We start from the raw sequence: 17,424 nt of genomic DNA, 5'->3' as shown, positions 1-17,424 counted from the left end.
TTACAGCCCTAAGCGGAACCCTTTTATGGACTATCAGCTCGATATTAACTGGCCCGATTTTATTCAGCGCTACTGGCAGAAACGCCCGGTAGTGCTGAAGCGTGGTTTTAAAAACTTTGTCGATCCTCTTTCACCGGATGAACTTGCTGGTCTGGCGATGGAAAACGAGGTGGACAGCCGCCTCGTCAGTCATCAGGATGGCAAATGGCAGGTCAGCCACGGCCCGTTCGAGAGCTACGATCATCTGGGAGAGAACAACTGGTCGCTGCTGGTCCAGGCGGTCAATCACTGGCATGAGCCTTCTGCCGCGCTGATGCGCCCTTTCCGTTTCCTGCCTGACTGGCGCGTCGATGACCTGATGGTATCTTTTGCCGTGCCTGGCGGCGGTGTCGGCCCGCATTTCGATCAGTATGATGTATTTATCATTCAGGGTACCGGTCGCCGTCGCTGGCGCGTTGGTGAGAAAGTGCCGATGAAGCAGCACTGCCCGCACCCGGATCTGCTGCAGGTTGAACCGTTCGATGCCATCATTGATGAAGAAATGGAGCCGGGCGATATTCTCTACATCCCGCCAGGATTCCCGCACGAAGGTTACTCACTGGAAAACGCCCTGAACTACTCCGTGGGTTTCCGCGCTCCAAGCGGCCGGGAGTTAATTAGCGGCTTCGCTGATTACGCGCTGGCCAATGAGCTGGGCAGCCTGCGCTTTAGCGATCCGGATGTGCCTTCTCGCGACTGTCCATCACAGATCCTGCCGCAGGAGATTGAAGGCGTTCGTCAGCTGATGCTGGATGTGGTCAATCAGCCAGAGCATTTTGAGCAGTGGTTTGGCGAATTTATTTCGCAGTCGCGTCACGAACTCGACGTCGCGCCGCCGGAACCGCCTTATCAGCCTGACGAAATTTATGATGCGCTGCAACAGGGTGATACCCTGAGTCGGTTAGGTGGCCTGCGTGTTCTGACCCTTGGCGACGCGGTTTATATCAACGGCGAGCGGGTTGAGTGTTCACGCCCCGATGTGATGGCAGTGCTGGCGAATCACTATCGCATCACACTCGACGATCTGGGTGATGCGCTGGATGATCCCGCCGTACTGGCGCAGATCGCCGGTCTGGTGAATGCCGGTTACTGGTTCTTTGGCGACGACGAATAATCAACACAGCGCTATCGGGCGCTGCTGCTGAATCAGGCTCTCTGACCCTTGTGGCAGAGAGCCTTTTTATTTAACTCTTCTTCTGCGCTGCCAGCTCTGACAGACGCACAATCACTTCCACCGACTTCGCCATGATATTCAGCGACGCGAATTCATGCTTGCCGTGATAGTTATAGCCGCCGGTAAAAATATTCGGGCAAGGCAACCCTTTCCACGACAGTGACGAGCCATCTGTACCACCGCGAATCGGTTTCACCACGGGTTCAATGTCACAGTCACGCATCGCCTGTAAAGCCAGGTCGATAATATGCGGGAACGGCTCGACCTTTTCACGCATGTTGCGATAGCTGTTAGTGATCTCAACCGTGACGGAGCAGTCCGGGTGCAACGTTTTGTTAATCTCCACTGCAATCTGCAGCAGCGTCTGTTTACGCTGTTCAAAACTCTCTGTTTCGAAGTCACGAATGATATAGAGCATCTCAGCGTGCTCTACACTGCCTTTGATCTGATGCAGATGATAGAAGCCCTCATAGCCGTCGGTATATTGCGGTTTTTCACTGGCCGGAACGGCAGCATGGAACTGATTTGCCAGCTCCAGCGCATTGACCATCACGCCTTTTGCGGAGCCCGGGTGCACGTTATTACCGACAATTTTGACGGTGGCGGAGGCGGCATTGAAGTTCTCATACTCGAACTCGCCCAGATCGCTGCCATCAATGGTGTATGCCCAGTCAGCCGCGAACGCGTCCACATCAAAATGTGAGGTGCCACGACCAATCTCTTCATCGGGCGTAAAGGCGACGCGGATCGCACCGTGCGGCGTGTCGCTGTTTGCCAGGTGCGCCATCGCCGTCATGATCTCGGCGATACCCGCTTTGTCGTCCGCACCCAGCAGGGTTTTGCCATCGGTGGTAATGAGCGTGTGTCCAATCAGCTTGTGCAGCACCGGGAACATCACCGGCGAGAGAATCTCGTTGCCATTACCCAGGGCAATGTCTCCGCCGCGATAATTTTCGATAATCTGGGGGTTCACATGTTTTGCCGTAAAGTCAGGCGATGTATCCATGTGTGAGATAAAACCGATGACCGGCGTCGGCCAGTCGACATTGGCGGGCAGTGTGCCCATGACGCAGCAGTGATCGCTTAGGGTGACATCGACAAAACCCAGCGCCAGCAGCTCTTCCTGAAGCTGACGCGCCAGCGTCCACTGCCCTTCACTGCTGGGGACCTGACGAGCCTGCGGCTTAGCCTGCGTCTCAACTGCCACATAACTTAAAAAGCGCTCAAGTAACTGTTCCATAGCCCATCCTTTAAAAGTGCCGTCCGATATTATTCACAGACCCGGCGGTTATAACGTTGCGTAAAATCATCTGGAGACAGGTTAGCGCTGTCGATAACCTTTGGGAAAGCAATAAGCCCGAAATAAACGCCTTATTACAAGATTGTTGCAGCAAACCTCGCAATGTTAATAACAAAGAGGCGGTTTGACCCGGCGAGAAAATCACCGCAGCGTGCAGACTCAACACAACGGTTACAGGGTCAGAGGAGAAAAGCGTCCCGTGGCTGGGACAAAAATCAGGGCGCGTTTTGAATAACGTAAGCGTTGGCCTGTTTACGGGCGCACCTCAGGGATGAGGTGCGTCATCGTGCGGGCCAGGCAGTTATGGATGACGGTTTTGCGGCTTTCCGATCTGACCGTGTTCCCGGTGCAGGCTGGATCTCACCGCTAATCGGGCCAGATTTTGCCTGTAACCTCGGGTGCGGTTATAGCCGCCCCGCTTACTTATAAAGCCCGCGCAGCAGCTTATGCACAAACTCCGGCACCACTTCGCTCGCCAGACCATAGTGCCGCTCGGCAAATTCGTTGCCCACCTGGCTCGGTTCCAGATTCAGCTCAACGGTATGCGCGCCCTGGATTTTGGCTTCATGGACAAAACCTGCGGCCGGATAAACGTGGCCTGAAGTGCCGATAGCAATAAAGTAGTCCGCCTGTTCCAGCGCCTGATAAATCTGCTCCATGCCCAACGGCATTTCGCCAAACCACACCACATGCGGCCTCAGTGCAGAGGGGAACTGGCAACAGGTGCAGCGATCGTCCGGCGTGATATCACCGGTCCACTCAATCACCTGACCGCTGGTGACACAGCGCACTTTTAACAGCTCACCGTGCATGTGCAGCACCCGACTGTTTCCGGCTCGCTCATGCAGATTGTCGATGTTTTGCGTGACCAGCAGGAAATTGTCGCCTAATACCTGCTCCAGTTCTGCCAGCGCCAGATGAGCGGCATTGGGCTGAATCTCCGCCTCCTGTAACTGCTGGCGGCGCGCATTATAGAAGCGCTGCACCAGCGCAGGATCGCGCCTGAAGCCTTCAGGCGTTGCAACATCTTCCACGTGGTGCTCTTCCCACAGGCCGTCAGCCGCGCGGAAGGTCCGGATGCCGGACTCCGCTGAAATGCCTGCGCCGGTCAGCACCACAACATGCGGCTGCGGATGGGCGGCAAGTTCGGCCTGACGATCGCGCTCAAAAATGCGCTGGCGAAAGCGCTGATGCACTTTTCTCCGGGTTTTCTTCAGGCGGGCAAGTCGTATGCGGCGACGTGGTGTACGCATAAAATCTCCTGGCGTAGCGGCTGCGGTGAGCCGCTCTAAACAGATTCCGGGTCAACATCACCCGATAGTAACGGTTGCTGAGGGCACAACCCAACAGCAAAGGTCTTAAACAGATGCGGCGCGAAAACCTCTCGCGCCGCATTTTTTCACTGACCGCTTAATACCCGAGCCGGGTCAATGCGGCTGGCACGTCTGGCGGGATACCAGCTCGCCAGCAGGCTCAGCAGAATCGCCGTAATCAGTACTGAGAACACATCAATCCAGTGCAATTCCGACGGCAGGAAATCAATGAAGTAAATATCCCCCGCCAGCAGATGATGGCCGGTAATCGACTCCAGTCCGCGCACCAGCGAGGTCAGGTTAAGCGCCACCAGCACGCCCACGACCACGCCGCTGACGCTGCCCAGCAGACCCGCCAGCAAACCGTACCAGATAAAGATGGCGCGGATCAGCCGATCTTTAGCGCCGAGTGTGCGCAGCACTGCAATGTCACTGCTTTTGTCTTTTACCGCCATTACCAGCGTGGAAACGATGTTAAAACAGGCAACGCCAATCACCAGCACCATCGCCAGATACATGATCGCGCGGATCATCTGAATGTCGCGATACATATAGCCGTAAGTGCCAATCCAGCTCTTGATGTAGACGTAAGAGCGGGTCGCCTCACCCGCATCGCGCACCAGTTTGACCGCCTGGAAGGGGTCGGTCATCTTCAGGGCGATGCCCGACACGCTGTCACCCATCTCCAGATAGTGCTGCGCATCGGCCAGCGGCACCAGCGCCAGACTGTGATCGAGCATGCCGCTCAATTGCAGGATACCGCTGACCTGAAGCCGGATACGTTTTGGCTGCAGCAGTTTGTTATCACCATCGTTATTGGGGATCATAATGGTGATCCAGTCGCCCTGCTTCACATTCAGCGATTTCGCGATGCCGCCGCCCAGAATGATTTGCTGCTTACCGGCGGCAAAAGTGGACCAGGCGTTATTGGCGACAAACTGTGGCAGTGCGCTGAGACGCGGCTCTTGTGCGGGATCAACGCCTTTAACCTGCAGCGCTTCCAGCCGGGCACCGCTCTCAATCAGGCCAGTGAAGTTCACGTAGGGCGCTGCCGCTGCAATGCCGGGCACCTTTTCAATCGGGGCAATCATCGACTGCCAGTGCTGAAACGGCTGATTGACCGCCTCGATCTCACCGTGCGGCACCACCGCCAGAATGCGATTGTTCAGCTCACGCTCAAAACCGTTCATGGCGCTCAGACCGATAATCAGCACCGCCACGCCCAGCGCAATCCCGATAGTAGAGATCACCGAAATCAGCGAGACCATGCCGCCACGACGGCGGCCGCGGCTAAAGCGCAGGCCCAGCAACAGGGATAACGACGAGCCCATTACAGCGCTCCTGCCATAGTAAGCTGCTCGCTTAACTGACCGTCACGCATCTCCATCTGTCGCGTCATGCGTTTTGCCAGCATCAGATCGTGCGTGACCACCAGAAACGCGGTGCCCTGACGCACGTTCAGTTCGCCCAGCAGTTCAAAAATAGCGTCAGCGTTGCGCGCATCCAGGTTGCCGGTTGGCTCATCCGCCATCACCAGACGAGGACGGTTGACCAGCGCACGGGCAATCGCCACGCGCTGGCGTTCGCCGCCTGACAGTTCAGAAGGCCGGTGCGTGGCGCGATGGTCCAGACCGACTGCCGCCAGCATCTCACGGGCGCGATCCTGCGCTTCCGCTTTCGCAGTTTTGCCAATGAGCAGTGGCATCGCCACGTTCTCCAGCGCACTGAAGTCCGGCAACAGATGGTGGAACTGATAGATAAAGCCCAGCTCGCGGTTACGCAGTTCGGCTTTGGCTGATGAGGACATGGCATTCAGTGACTGACCATCAAACACCACGTCACCCGAGGTCGGCGCATCCAGACCGCCCAGCAGGTGCAGCAGCGTACTTTTACCGGAGCCGGAGCTGCCGACAATAGCCGTCAGTTCACCGGGCTGGAGGCTGAAAGCCACATTGCGCAGCACATCGGTCTGCACGCTGCCTTCCTGATAGCGTTTGCACAGGTCGCGGCACTGCAACAAAGGAGTGTTACTCATAACGTAAAGCCTCAGCAGGTTGAACGGCGGCAGCGCGCCACGAAGGATAGAGCGTAGACAACAGCGCCACAATCATCGCGCTGAGGGCGATAGTGACCACCTGCCACACATTAATATCAACCGGCAACGCGGCCCCATCAAGGAACAGGCCAATTACCGGCATTAAGTTGTTGAGCTGGCTGGCGAGCAGGACGCCGAGCAGCGTGCCGAGCAGCGTGCCGATAATCCCGGCGCTGGCACCCTGAACCATAAACACCGCCACGATTTGCCGGCGTGTCAGGCCCTGGGTCTGGAGGATCGCCACTTCGCCCTGCTTCTCCATGATCAGCAGGCCTAATGACGTGATGATGTTAAAGGCTGCGACGGCGATGATCAGGCTCAGCAGCAGGCCCATCATGTTTTTCTCCATGCGCACTGCCTGGAAAAGATCGCCTTTGCGCTCACGCCAGTCTTTCCAGATAAGGCCCGCAGGCAATGTCTGCTGACTCAGACTGTCGACTGATAGCGGTTTATCCAGCCACAGTCGCCAGCCAGTAATATTCCCGGCCGGATAACGCATGACGCGCGACGCATCCTGCAGATTGACCAGAATCTGATACCCGTCGACTTCGCTATTGGCAGCATAGGTGCCCGCTACCGTAAACAGACGCTGACTCGGCACCCGCCCCATTGGCGTGAACTGGCTGACAGACGGCACCATCAAACGCAGCTGATCGCCACGTTTTACGCCAAGTTGTGATGCCAGCTGTTCGCCGAGAATGACATTGTACTGTCCGGGCTGCAGCACGCTCTGCTGGGTATTCACCAGGAACGGCGTCAGCGGATCTTTTTCATCCGGATTAATGCCCAGCATTACGCCAACGGAGACGCTGCGCGGGCTTTGCAGCACCACATTGGCGGTGGTCAGCGGCGCGATGCGGTTAACGCCCTGCAGATTCAGCGAGGCGGCGGGTTGCTGTTGGGGATTGAGACTGCCTTTGTCGCTGGTAATCAGCGCCTGCGGCATCAGCCCAAGAATATTGCCTTCGAGTTCACGCTCAAAACCGTTCATCACCGATAACACGGTGACCATCGCCAGCACGCCAAGCGTAATGCCAATCGTTGAGAGCCAGGAGACAAAGCGACCGAAGCGATCCGATGCTCGTCCGCGCATGTAACGCAGACCGATAAATAGCGCGACAGGTTGATACATGGAATCCAGTAAGCCGTTGCCTGAAAATAGGTAGTGGGATGATAAAGGAGCGGCTGGCTTTATGAAACCTCTAACCCTCTGAGTCGGCAGCAAAGTTGCATCCGGATGCGTCATCTCTTGCCTCAAAGCCGCGGAATAGCCGATAAAGCCGCCGCTTATTGGCTGATTATTCAGCGCAGGTGGGGTGTAGACTATAATCAGTAACAGGATAAGGGGTGAATTTATCGCACAGCGGTAGAGGTAGAGGTAGAGGTAGAGGTAGAGGTAGAGGTAGCGACCATGTTGAAATTTCCCAAAGGCAGTATCGTCAAACATAAATCCGGGGAGATCAGAGGCGAAATTATCAATGTCTTTGAGCAGGGAAACGCACCCGCCGGCTACTACGTAAAGTGGGACGACGGCAACCTCAGCTACCATCCTGAGCAGGAACTATCCTGGGCAAATATCGACCGCCCACGCATGCATTACACACAGCAATCCATAAAATAAAATGCCCGCTTAACCCCGTCGCTGCATAGCGACGGCGGTTTTTTATGTTGCCTCGCCAGACTCCGTCTATTCTCTCTCTATCCGCTGCATTACCGCTGACGCCAGGTAATAGCTGACCAATCCCTGGATTCAGCGCGGCGCGGCAGGAAAATTGTGCCGCAAAGGTGATCCCCCTGACATAATATGGAATGATTACGTCCTGGAAAAATGGAGCAACCCCGAGATCCCATGCCCGAACAGACTCGTTATACCCTGCCCGTTAAATCCGGCGACCACCGTCAGCTTGGCCAGATTATAGGCGCAGCGCACGCGGTGGAGTGTGCCAGCATTACCGAACACCATGCGGGTCCGGTATTGATGATTACCCCCGATACCCAAACCGCCCTGCGTCTGCTGGATGAGATCCGTCAGTTTACCGATCTGCCGGTGACGCACCTCGCTGACTGGGAGACACTCCCCTACGACAGCTTCTCGCCGCATCAGGATATTATCTCCGCGCGCCTGTCGACACTCTACCAGCTGCCGGTGATGCAGCGCGGTATGCTGATCATGCCGGTCAACACCCTGATGCAGCGCGTCTGCCCGCACAGTTTCCTGCATGGCCATGCGCTGGTGATGAAGCAGGGACAAAAACTGTCACGCGACCGGCTGCGCGACCAGCTTGAGCAGGCCGGTTATCGCCATGTCGATCAGGTGATGGAGCACGGTGAATACGCCACGCGCGGCGCCCTGCTCGACCTGTTCCCGATGGGCAGCGATCAGCCTTATCGCATCGACTTTTTCGATGATGAGATTGATAGCCTGCGCCTGTTCGACGTCGACAGTCAGCGTACGCTGGAAGCCGTCCCGGAAATTAACCTGTTGCCGGCCCATGAGTTTCCCAGCGACAAAGCGGCTATTGAGCTGTTTCGCAGCCGCTGGCGCGAAATTTTTGATGTGCGCCGCGAGTCGGAGCATGTCTATCAGCAGGTAAGTAAAGGCACGCTGCCTGCGGGCATTGAATACTGGCAGCCGCTCTTTTTTGAACAGCCATTACCGAGTCTGTTCAGCTATCTGCCTGATAACACCCTGATTGTGAACTGTGGCGATCTGGAAGGCAGCGCCCGCCGCTTCTGGCAGGATGCTGAGGTGCGTTATGAGAATCGCCGCGTTGATCCGATGCGTCCGCTGCTGGAGCCGGTTACCCTGTGGCTGCGTCCAGATGCCCTGATGGGTGAGTTGAAAGCCTGGCCGCGCATTCAGATGACCAATGAAGTGCTGCCCGACAAAGCGGCGAATACTAACCTCGGTTACACCCCGCTGCCCGACCTTGCCGTTCAGGCGCAGGCGAAAGCGCCGCTCGACCATCTGCGTCAGTTTATTGAAACCTTCAGCGGTGCTGTCGTCTTCTCGGTTGAAAGCGAAGGCCGCCGCGAGACCCTGCAGGAACTGCTGGCCCGGATTAAACTGCGCCCTCAGCCGGTACATCGTTTCGATGAAACTGTCGACGATCGTTTCAGTCTGATGATTGGCGCCAGCGAGCGCGGTTTCATTGATACCCAGGGTAACCGGGCACTGATTTGCGAAAGCGATCTGCTGGGCGAACGCGTCAGCCGTCGCCGTCAGGATACCCGTCGCACTATCAATCCGGACATTCTGATCCGTAACCTGGCGGAGCTGAGCCCCGGCCAGCCGGTGGTGCATCTGGAGCACGGTGTGGGGCGCTATATCGGCCTGACGACGCTGGAAGCGGGTGGTATTCAGGCGGAATACCTGATGCTCTCCTACGCCAATGACGCCAAACTCTATGTGCCGGTTTCGTCCCTGCACCTGATCAGTCGCTACGCGGGTGGCGCGGACGATAACGCCCCACTGCATAAACTGGGCAGCGATGCCTGGTCACGCGCCCGGCAGAAAGCGGCTGAGAAAGTGCGTGATGTGGCGGCGGAACTGCTGGATATCTATGCCCAGCGCGCCGCCAAATCCGGCTTTGCCTTTAAGCATAATCGTGAACAGTATCAGCTGTTCTGCGAAAGCTTCCCCTTTGAAACCACACCGGACCAGGCGCAGGCAATCAATGCGGTGCTGAGTGATATGTGCCAGCCGCTGGCGATGGACCGCCTGGTGTGCGGCGACGTCGGCTTTGGTAAAACCGAAGTGGCGATGCGCGCGGCGTTTCTGGCGATTGAGAACCATAAGCAGGTGGCCGTGCTGGTGCCGACCACCCTGCTGGCACAGCAGCACTATGATAACTTCCGCGATCGCTTCGCCAACTGGCCGGTCCGCATTGAGATGCTCTCCCGTTTCCGTACCGCCAAAGAGCAGGCACAGGTGCTGGAACAGGCCAGTGACGGCAAGATCGACATTTTAATCGGCACCCATAAGCTGCTGATGAGCGATCTCAAATGGCACGATCTCGGCCTGCTGATTGTTGATGAAGAGCACCGCTTCGGGGTGCGTCACAAAGAGCGCATCAAGGCGATGCGTGCCGATGTGGACATTCTGACCCTGACCGCCACGCCGATCCCGCGTACGCTGAATATGGCCATGAGCGGCATGCGCGATCTCTCGATTATCGCCACACCGCCTGCCCGCCGTTTAGCGGTAAAAACCTTTGTGCGTGAATTTGACGATCTGGTGATCCGTGAAGCGATCCTGCGTGAAGTTCTGCGTGGCGGACAGGTCTACTATCTTTACAACGACGTTGAAAATATTGAGAAAGCGGCGCAGCGTCTCAGCGAACTGGTGCCGGAAGCGCGTGTGGCGATTGGTCATGGCCAGATGCGTGAGCGCGATCTGGAACGGGTGATGAACGATTTCCATCATCAGCGTTTTAACGTGCTGGTCTGTACCACCATTATCGAAACCGGTATCGACATTCCGACTGCCAATACCATCATCATTGAGCGGGCCGATCACTTTGGTCTGGCACAGCTGCATCAGCTGCGTGGTCGCGTTGGCCGTTCGCATCATCAGGCTTATGCCTGGCTGTTAACGCCGCATCCAAAATCGATGACCGCCGATGCACATAAGCGACTGGAAGCGATCGCCTCTCTGGAAGATCTGGGAGCCGGTTTTGCGCTGGCTACGCACGACCTGGAGATTCGCGGTGCCGGCGAGCTACTGGGTGATGAGCAGAGCGGACAGATGGAGACGCTGGGCTTCACACTCTATATGGAACTGCTGGAGAATGCGGTCGACGCGCTAAAAGCGGGTCGCGAGCCGTCACTGGAAGATCTCACCAGTAATCAGACAGAGGTAGAGCTGCGGATGCCCGCCCTGCTGCCAGAGACGTTTATCCCGGATGTCAGCACCCGTCTTTCGCTCTATAAGCGCATCGCCAGCGCAGAGGTTGAAGAGGAATTACAGGAGCTGAAAGTGGAGATGATCGACCGATTTGGCCTGCTGCCCGATCCAGCCCGAAATCTGCTGGACGTGGCGATTATCCGTCTGAAGGCCCGTGCTGTCGGTCTGCGTAAGATCGAAGCCAGCGACAAAGGCGGTTATTTCGATTTTGCGCCGAAGAACAATGTGGATCCAGCATGGCTGATCGGCCTGTTGCAGAAAGAGCCACAGCAGTGGAAGCTGGATGGCCCGACACGCCTGCGGTTTACCCGCGAGCTGTCGGAAAGAAAGATTCGCATGGAGTGGGTGCAGGGCTTTGTTTCACAACTGGCTGAGCATCAGGCGTAACACCTCTGCCCGCGCGCTACTGAGCTAATCGGTAAAGCGCGGGAAATGGCGATAAAAAAAGGCGCATCATACGATGCGCCTTTTTCATTATTTCACTATTACGTCGTGCTGTGTGGCCGCGAGTGCAGCAAAGCTTTGCCCAATTACGCCTGGTCGCCGTTGAGAACCAGCTGACCATTGCGATCCAGAGGAATACGCGTGCCGGGGTCATTTTCCATGCGGATTTTACCCTGCTGATCGCCTATTTTATAGGTCACGTCATATCCCAGTTTTTTCTCTTGTTTATCATAAACTGTTTTGCAGCGCTGTTCGGTTGTGGTGTAGGTATCCCGATCCTGCAGTCCACCCTGGACCTGATTACCGGCATAACCGCCCGCTACCGCACCCGCTACTGTCGCCACATCCCTGCCGCGACCGCCACCAAACTGGTGACCCAGCACCCCACCTGCCACTGCACCTAATACAGAGCCAGCAAGACGGTTTTCATCCTGTACGGCCCGACGGTGGGTCAGTGTGACGTTCCGGCACTCCTGACGTGGCTGTTTGATGCTCTCTTTGATTGGTGTTGCAGAGAGTACCTGAGCGTATTGAGGACCGCGATCAAACACATTCATGCCTGCTACGGCTGCAACACCCAGCGCTGCTGCCACACCAATACCGATACCCGCTAACATTGATTTATTCACAGGAAGTTCCTCCTGAAAAGTGTTACCGCGCAATCCTGCTGTTAAAGCATCCTCGTTAACTGAGGTATAACCGGCGTGCGCGACGCGCCGTGTTTGTTGAGATGAAGTTTTACAGATGGACCGAAAATGCAACATCAGATAAATGGAGGAAATTGGTCACTTTGCTATCAGGGCCAGTTTTTAGGAGAGTTCTGATGAGATGTAAGCCAGAAGTAATCGACACCAGAATTTACTTTAATCACTTCAAATTCAATACATTAAGAGATGACCAATATTGGCGCTACGCCCTGATCATATTGACACATGAACCCTGTCAGATTCGATACAGTGAGCCGATTCGCAGGAACAATAAGCGGCTGTAAACCAGTCAGACTGGTGATATCCCATTCACGCTGACGCCTCAGGGTTCGCGCGGCATAGCTGACTGAACGGGGCTCCAGCGCGACGAATAAACCGTTGCACGGCTGTCCGCCAGCCGCGACTCCCCACCAGTCTGGCGCAAAAAAAAAGCCCCCTCAATATCGAGGAGGCTTAGCCTTGACCAGACTGATTACGCTTGCTTAGTGCAGCTTAAGCCGGGGACGGATCACCCGGTTAATGCTGCCCACCAGCATCATCAGGCCAGTTTTAAAGTAGCCGTGCAGCGCGACCTGGTGCATACGGTAGAGTGAGATGTAGACAAAGCGTGCAATACGCCCTTCCACCATCATCGAGCCACGCATCAGGTTACCCATCAGGCTGCCGACCGTACTGAAGCGGGAAAGCGACACCAGCGAGCCATGGTCTTTATAGACATAGGCTTTCAGCGGTTTACCGTGACGCTGCGCCAGGATGTTTTCCATCGCGCGTGAGGCCATCTGGTGCGCCGACTGGGCACGTGGCGGAACAAAACCGCCGCCCGGCAGGGCGCAGGAGGCACAGTCGCCAATGGCGTAAATGTCATCGTCCAGCGTGGTCTGCAAGGTCTCTTTCACCACCAGCTGGTTGATACGGTTGGTTTCCAGTCCGCCAATCTCTTTCAGGAAGTCAGGCGCTTTGATCCCTGCTGCCCAGACCATCAGGTCGGCTTCGATAAACTCGCCGCCTTTGGTATTCAGGCCATTACGCTCAGCGCTGGTGACCATGGTCTGCGTCAGAACGCGCACGCCCAGTTTGGTCAGCTCCTGGTGCGCAGCAGCAGAGATGCGCGGTGGGAGTGCAGGCAGAATACGTTCGCCCGCCTCCACCAGCGTCACGTTCAGCGCTTCGCGTCCGAGGCCTTTGAAGCCGTAGCTGTGCAGCTGTTTCACCGCGTTGTGCAGCTCCGCTGACAGCTCAACGCCTGTTGCGCCGCCGCCCACGATAGCGATGTTCACTTTCTCGACCTTGCCTTCGCTGGCAGAGAATTTCAGGAACAGGTTGAGCATTTCGTTGTGGAAACGACGCGCCTGATGTGGATTATCCAGGAAGATGCAGTGATCTTTGACACCCGGCGTTCCGAAATCATTGGAGGTGCTGCCCAGCGCCATGACCAGCTGGTCGTAGGCCACTTCACGCTGTGGCACCAGCACTTCGCCCTGTGCGTTCAGCACTTCGGCCAGGCGGATCACTTTGCGGCTGCGATCAATATCGGTGAGCGAACCCAACTGGAACTCAAAACCGTGGTTGCGGGCATGGGCCAGATAGCTCAGTGCGTCAATGCCTTCATCCATCGAACCCGTGGCCACTTCGTGCAGCAGCGGCTTCCACAAATGGCTATGGTTACGATCAACCAGGATAATCTCGGCTTTCTTTTTACGACCCAGTTTATGGCCCAATTGCGTCGCCATTTCCAGGCCGCCCGCTCCCCCGCCGACAATAACAATTCTCTTAACAGACGTAGTCAACAAAGACCCCCTCAAATTGTGAACCAAAAGTTAACCAAAGGTTAAATTAAACCTTAAGAAACATAGGGTTGGCGAAGTTAAAATCGCAATCTGCGGCCAGAATAGCATGGCGGGAAGAGGAGAACATAAGAATATTGATATACATCAAAGCGGAGAAATAAAACTCAGATAATTACGTAACGAAAACAGGCACCTTGCGGTGCCTGACATGTTTAACCTGATGTTTTAAAAGATTTTATCCGCTGAAGGTGTGGGGATATGTTTTTGAATTTGTGCCCTTCTGTCTCATCCCAGACGATGTCATAAAACGGATGCAGCTGGTCGGCGATGCGCTGGCTGTCCAGCGCCTCATCATGACGGGAGAGGAAGGTCAGACAGCGGTCACGATTGCGCTCGCGAAAATCGCTGACGCATTTGGTGGCGATGTCCTGATACTCCTCGGGACGGTCGATCTTCCCTTCCATATTCTCCTGCGGAAAGAGGTTGGGATTGAAGATCGCCTGGCGGATGCCGCACAAAAACCCGATGCGCTCTGACCAGAAGCCGCCCAGCCCGACACCGCAAATCAGAGGGCGGTCATCGTCGGACAGCGTCAGCATCTTATCGGTCTCTTTCAGCAGAAACTGCATATCATGTTTAGGATGGCGGGTGCTGTAACTGATCAACCTGACGTCAGGATCGATAAATTGCAGTTGCAGCACCTTTTCGTGATTGCCCGGACTGTTGGAATCAAAACCGTGCAGATAAATGATCATGATAATCCTCAGGGTTGAGATAGCGCCGGGCAGTCACTGCTTACCACGACGCCTTGTGAGCCAGCCAGCGTTCCTGAAGCGCACTCAGTTGCTGGGCATTGGTTTTCCAGCGATGCGTAGCCTGCAGCTCACCGCGGGTAAACCTGCCCTGATGATACAGCTGCGTCACGCGCTCTGACCCGACCGGGATCAGGTTATCCAGCACACTGATGGCTCCCTGGCGCTGATTGCAGACCAGAATCATGTCGCAACCGGCAGAAAGGGACTGCTGCGCCCGCTCAGAATAGCTTCCCATCACGGCGGCGCCCTCCATCGACAAATCGTCGGAGAAAATCACGCCATTAAAGCCCAGTTGCTCGCGCAACACGGTTTTCAGCCAGTATGGCGAGCCGCTGGCGGGCAGCGGATCAACGTCGGTGTAGATGACGTGAGCAGGCATGATGGCATCCAGCGCCTGCTCGGTGATCAGCTTGCTGAAGATCGCCATGTCATGCTCACGCAGCGTTTTTTCGTCGCGCGGATCCCGTGGCGTCTCTTTATGCGAATCGGCGCTGACCGCACCATGCCCCGGGAAATGTTTACCTGTGGTCTTCATGCCCGCCTCGTGCATCCCCGCAATAAAGCGGCGGGCAACAGCAAGAGCAATGGCCGGATTGGCGTGGAAAGAGCGGTCGCCGATGGCAGCGCTGATATGACCAATGTCGAGCACCGGCGCAAAGCTGATATCGATATCCATCGCGATCATTTCGGCCGCCATCTGCCAGCCCGCCTGCTGCGCCATCTCACCTGCGGTGTCTGCATCGTGAAGCGCGGCGAAGGATTGCATCGCGGGCAGTTGAGTAAAGCCGTCACGGAAACGCTGAACGCGACCGCCCTCCTGGTCCACCGCAACCACCAGCCGGGAGTGAGAGGCCGCGCGGATCTGCCGCACCAGCTCTGCCAGCTGAGCCGGGTCGTGATAATTTCGGGCAAATAAAATTAAGCCGCCGACCAGCGGGTGCTTCAGGATGTCGCGCTCTTCGCCATCCAGTTCATAGCCCTCAACGTCAAGCATCAGCGGGCCGGGTAAATGTGTTCTCATAACCTGAATCCTGTGGCGTTATGCAGCTGCATAACGCGATTAAATCTGTTCCCAGCTCTGTCGGGCCAGCTGGTGTAATGTTTCGTTTTCACTCTGACTGGCACGCAGCTGATACCAGCTGGCCATCAGCAAACGCAGCCAGGGTTGCCAGCGTCTGACCTGCTGCACCAGCGCGGGAAGCGGCAGCTGCATCGCCGCTGCATACTCTGCCAGCCAGTCGGCATCGTGCTGCGGATCGCTGGCACAGACGGCCGCCAGTTCCAGCGCCACGTCGCCATCGGCGGCATATTCCCAGTCAATCAGACGCAGGCCTTCGGGACCTTGTATGACATTGCCGGCATGCAGATCCATGTGCAGCGGTGCAAGCCTCAGCGGCCGGGGCTCACCCTGCTGCGTCAGGCGTCTGAGCGCTCGCAGCCAGCGATGATGCCGCTGAGGTGTAAGCTGCCAGTAATCCCACAGTAGCGATAACATCGACAGTTGATAGCCGGTCAGCGGCTGCTGGTGCAGTTGCTTCAGAAGGGCCACGATCTGCGGACGTTGCTCGCCGAAGCGTTGTGCATCCAGCGCCTCGCCCGCGCACCAGGTCAGGATAATTCCCTGACGATGTGACGCTACGGGCTGCGGCGCCAGCCCCGTGGTTCTCAACTTTCGTAACAGTCGGAATTCTCGCTGCCGGTCCACAAAGGGAATAGCCGGTTGCGGTGTCGCCCGAACGATAAAGGTGCCGGACGGGCTGACAATCTTCTGGCTGTGTCCGGTCAGACCGGCCAGCGGCATAATCAATGCTTTGTCTGGTTCGCCCGTGACCTGTTCAATGATCCGCTGGAATGCCGGATTAATTCTGAGCAATGCCGTTGCCGGACCAGATGATCTCGCCGGTCTGAACCAGCATCAGCTGCATCTGCAGGGTCGGTGTTTTAACATCGCCACGCGCGTTACTGTAGAGCACATACTGTGCGTTGAGGTTACGCGCCAGGCCAATGGCTTTACTGCGCGAGTTCAGGCTGTCATCCGGCGATAATCCCAGCGTCTGCTTGGCCTGTGCCAGTTGATCTGCAGAGACGAGGGTGAATTTACCGTTATTATTCAGCGCATTCTGGATTGCTGCCGTGGCTTTGTCGCTTTGCAGCGAGCCATTGGTGCTGTTTTTGATCCGATCGACCAGCAGCACGCTGCCAGGCTCGGCGCTGGCGGCCTGTAACATCTGCGCCACCAGCGGCTGAACGGTGGCATCCCAGTTGATAGTCACCAGTTTTGGCGGCTGCGGCACAGGCTGCGGTTGCGGTACCGGTTCAGGTTGCGGAACGGGCTGGGTTGGCTCAGCAGGCTGGGTCGGTTCAACCGGTGCAGGCTGCTGCTGTTGTTTCACAACACAGCCGGTCAGAATGAGCGCCATCAGAAGCGTTCCGGTACGATTAAAACTGCGTATCACGATGAAAATCCTTAAAGATAGAGATAAAGACGAACCTTACTGGCAGTCAGGTTACCCATTTGCGAGGCGGCGACTATGCTGCCCTGCGCCGGAACGGTGACGGTCTGCGCCGGTTCCTGCGGGGTGATTTCCAGCCCTTTGTCGTCATACCAGTAATAACGGTAGTGCACAACGACCGGTGTTTCGCGCTGATTATAGAGCACGCTGGTGGCACGTTTGAGTCCATCGTTCTCATCCAGCGTCGGCTCATCGGTAATAATCCCTGCCGACAGCACAGAGGACTCCATCACCAGTGACTGTGACGTATTGATCATCGGTTTATCACTGCTGCAAGCCGTCAGGCAGAGCAGGATCGGCAGGCCAGTCAGCCAGGATCGCATAGCACGTT

General features: G+C 56.4%; 15 protein-coding genes. 3 read left to right on the top strand and 12 right to left on the bottom strand.

The window, feature by feature from the left end; genetic code table 11:
- Nucleotides 1-25: 25 nt before the first annotated feature.
- Nucleotides 26-1,153 carry a ribosomal protein uL16 3-hydroxylase gene (locus AC6I77_RS07125; protein ID WP_008925944.1) on the top strand — a complete coding sequence of 376 codons (1,128 nt, stop codon included), beginning with the start codon at nucleotides 26-28 and terminating at the stop codon, nucleotides 1,151-1,153.
- Between the two features lie 70 nt (nucleotides 1,154-1,223).
- On the opposite strand, the gene pepT is transcribed toward AC6I77_RS07125, so the two are convergent.
- From pepT to lolC, 5 genes are all read right to left on the bottom strand, one after another.
- Nucleotides 1,224-2,453: a peptidase T gene (gene pepT, locus AC6I77_RS07120; RefSeq protein ID WP_312545798.1), complete on the bottom strand. Its 1,230-nt coding sequence runs from the start codon at nucleotides 2,451-2,453 to the stop codon at nucleotides 1,224-1,226.
- A gap of 479 nt (nucleotides 2,454-2,932) precedes the next feature.
- On the bottom strand, nucleotides 2,933-3,766 hold the full coding sequence (gene cobB, locus AC6I77_RS07115) for a Sir2 family NAD+-dependent deacetylase (protein ID WP_003849841.1): 834 nt from the start codon (nucleotides 3,764-3,766) through the stop codon (nucleotides 2,933-2,935).
- A 146-nt stretch (nucleotides 3,767-3,912) separates the two neighbouring features.
- Nucleotides 3,913-5,157, bottom strand: a complete 1,245-nt coding sequence (lolE, locus tag AC6I77_RS07110) for a lipoprotein-releasing ABC transporter permease subunit LolE (RefSeq protein WP_003849842.1) — start codon at nucleotides 5,155-5,157, stop codon at nucleotides 3,913-3,915.
- Nucleotides 5,157-5,861: a lipoprotein-releasing ABC transporter ATP-binding protein LolD gene (gene lolD, locus AC6I77_RS07105; protein WP_003849843.1), complete on the bottom strand. Its 705-nt coding sequence runs from the start codon at nucleotides 5,859-5,861 to the stop codon at nucleotides 5,157-5,159. Before lolD ends, lolE begins: the two co-directional genes overlap by 1 nt.
- Nucleotides 5,854-7,053: a lipoprotein-releasing ABC transporter permease subunit LolC gene (gene lolC, locus AC6I77_RS07100; protein WP_033743171.1), complete on the bottom strand. Its 1,200-nt coding sequence runs from the start codon at nucleotides 7,051-7,053 to the stop codon at nucleotides 5,854-5,856. Before lolC ends, lolD begins: the two co-directional genes overlap by 8 nt.
- A 279-nt stretch (nucleotides 7,054-7,332) precedes the next feature.
- Between lolC and AC6I77_RS07095 the strand changes: the two genes are divergently transcribed.
- Together AC6I77_RS07095 and mfd are read left to right on the top strand one after the other, a co-directional pair.
- Nucleotides 7,333-7,542 (top strand): hypothetical protein, encoded by a 210-nt coding sequence (locus AC6I77_RS07095; protein ID WP_003849845.1) that lies wholly within the window; start codon nucleotides 7,333-7,335, stop codon nucleotides 7,540-7,542.
- Between the two features lie 228 nt (nucleotides 7,543-7,770).
- Complete coding sequence (mfd, locus tag AC6I77_RS07090; RefSeq protein WP_078804281.1) at nucleotides 7,771-11,214, top strand: transcription-repair coupling factor; 3,444 nt, start codon at nucleotides 7,771-7,773, stop codon at nucleotides 11,212-11,214.
- A 143-nt stretch (nucleotides 11,215-11,357) separates the two neighbouring features.
- Here mfd and AC6I77_RS07085 read toward each other — a convergent pair whose 3' ends face one another.
- From AC6I77_RS07085 to AC6I77_RS07055, 7 genes are all read right to left on the bottom strand, one after another.
- Nucleotides 11,358-11,900, bottom strand: a complete 543-nt coding sequence (locus AC6I77_RS07085; protein ID WP_003849847.1) for a glycine zipper 2TM domain-containing protein — start codon at nucleotides 11,898-11,900, stop codon at nucleotides 11,358-11,360.
- A gap of 560 nt (nucleotides 11,901-12,460) precedes the next feature.
- A complete protein-coding gene (locus tag AC6I77_RS07080) occupies nucleotides 12,461-13,765 on the bottom strand; it encodes an NAD(P)/FAD-dependent oxidoreductase (RefSeq protein ID WP_003849848.1) in 1,305 nt (434 codons plus the stop codon).
- 212 nt (nucleotides 13,766-13,977) lie between these two features.
- Entirely contained in the window at nucleotides 13,978-14,520 is a 543-nt protein-coding gene (gene ycfP, locus AC6I77_RS07075; protein WP_003849849.1) for an alpha/beta hydrolase YcfP, read from the bottom strand.
- A gap of 40 nt (nucleotides 14,521-14,560) precedes the next feature.
- Nucleotides 14,561-15,601, bottom strand: coding sequence for a beta-N-acetylhexosaminidase (gene nagZ / locus AC6I77_RS07070; RefSeq protein ID WP_187512702.1), 1,041 nt, complete (start codon nucleotides 15,599-15,601; stop codon nucleotides 14,561-14,563).
- Nucleotides 15,602-15,640: 39 nt separating this feature from the next.
- The gene (gene thiK / locus AC6I77_RS07065) at nucleotides 15,641-16,423 is read right to left on the bottom strand and encodes a thiamine kinase (protein WP_050556826.1); all 783 of its coding nucleotides are present in this window, start codon (nucleotides 16,421-16,423) and stop codon (nucleotides 15,641-15,643) included.
- 16 nt (nucleotides 16,424-16,439) lie between these two features.
- On the bottom strand, nucleotides 16,440-17,036 hold the full coding sequence (lpoB, locus tag AC6I77_RS07060; protein ID WP_003849852.1) for a penicillin-binding protein activator LpoB: 597 nt from the start codon (nucleotides 17,034-17,036) through the stop codon (nucleotides 16,440-16,442).
- 11 nt (nucleotides 17,037-17,047) lie between these two features.
- Entirely contained in the window at nucleotides 17,048-17,416 is a 369-nt protein-coding gene (locus tag AC6I77_RS07055; RefSeq protein WP_003849853.1) for a YcfL family putative periplasmic lipoprotein, read from the bottom strand.
- Nucleotides 17,417-17,424: the final 8 nt, after the last annotated feature.

The organism is Pantoea sp. X-Soil-ISGK-259 (genome assembly GCF_059730705.1).
Note: the sequence above shows the minus strand (reverse complement) of the source record. Positions and strands in the feature narration are given on the sequence as shown.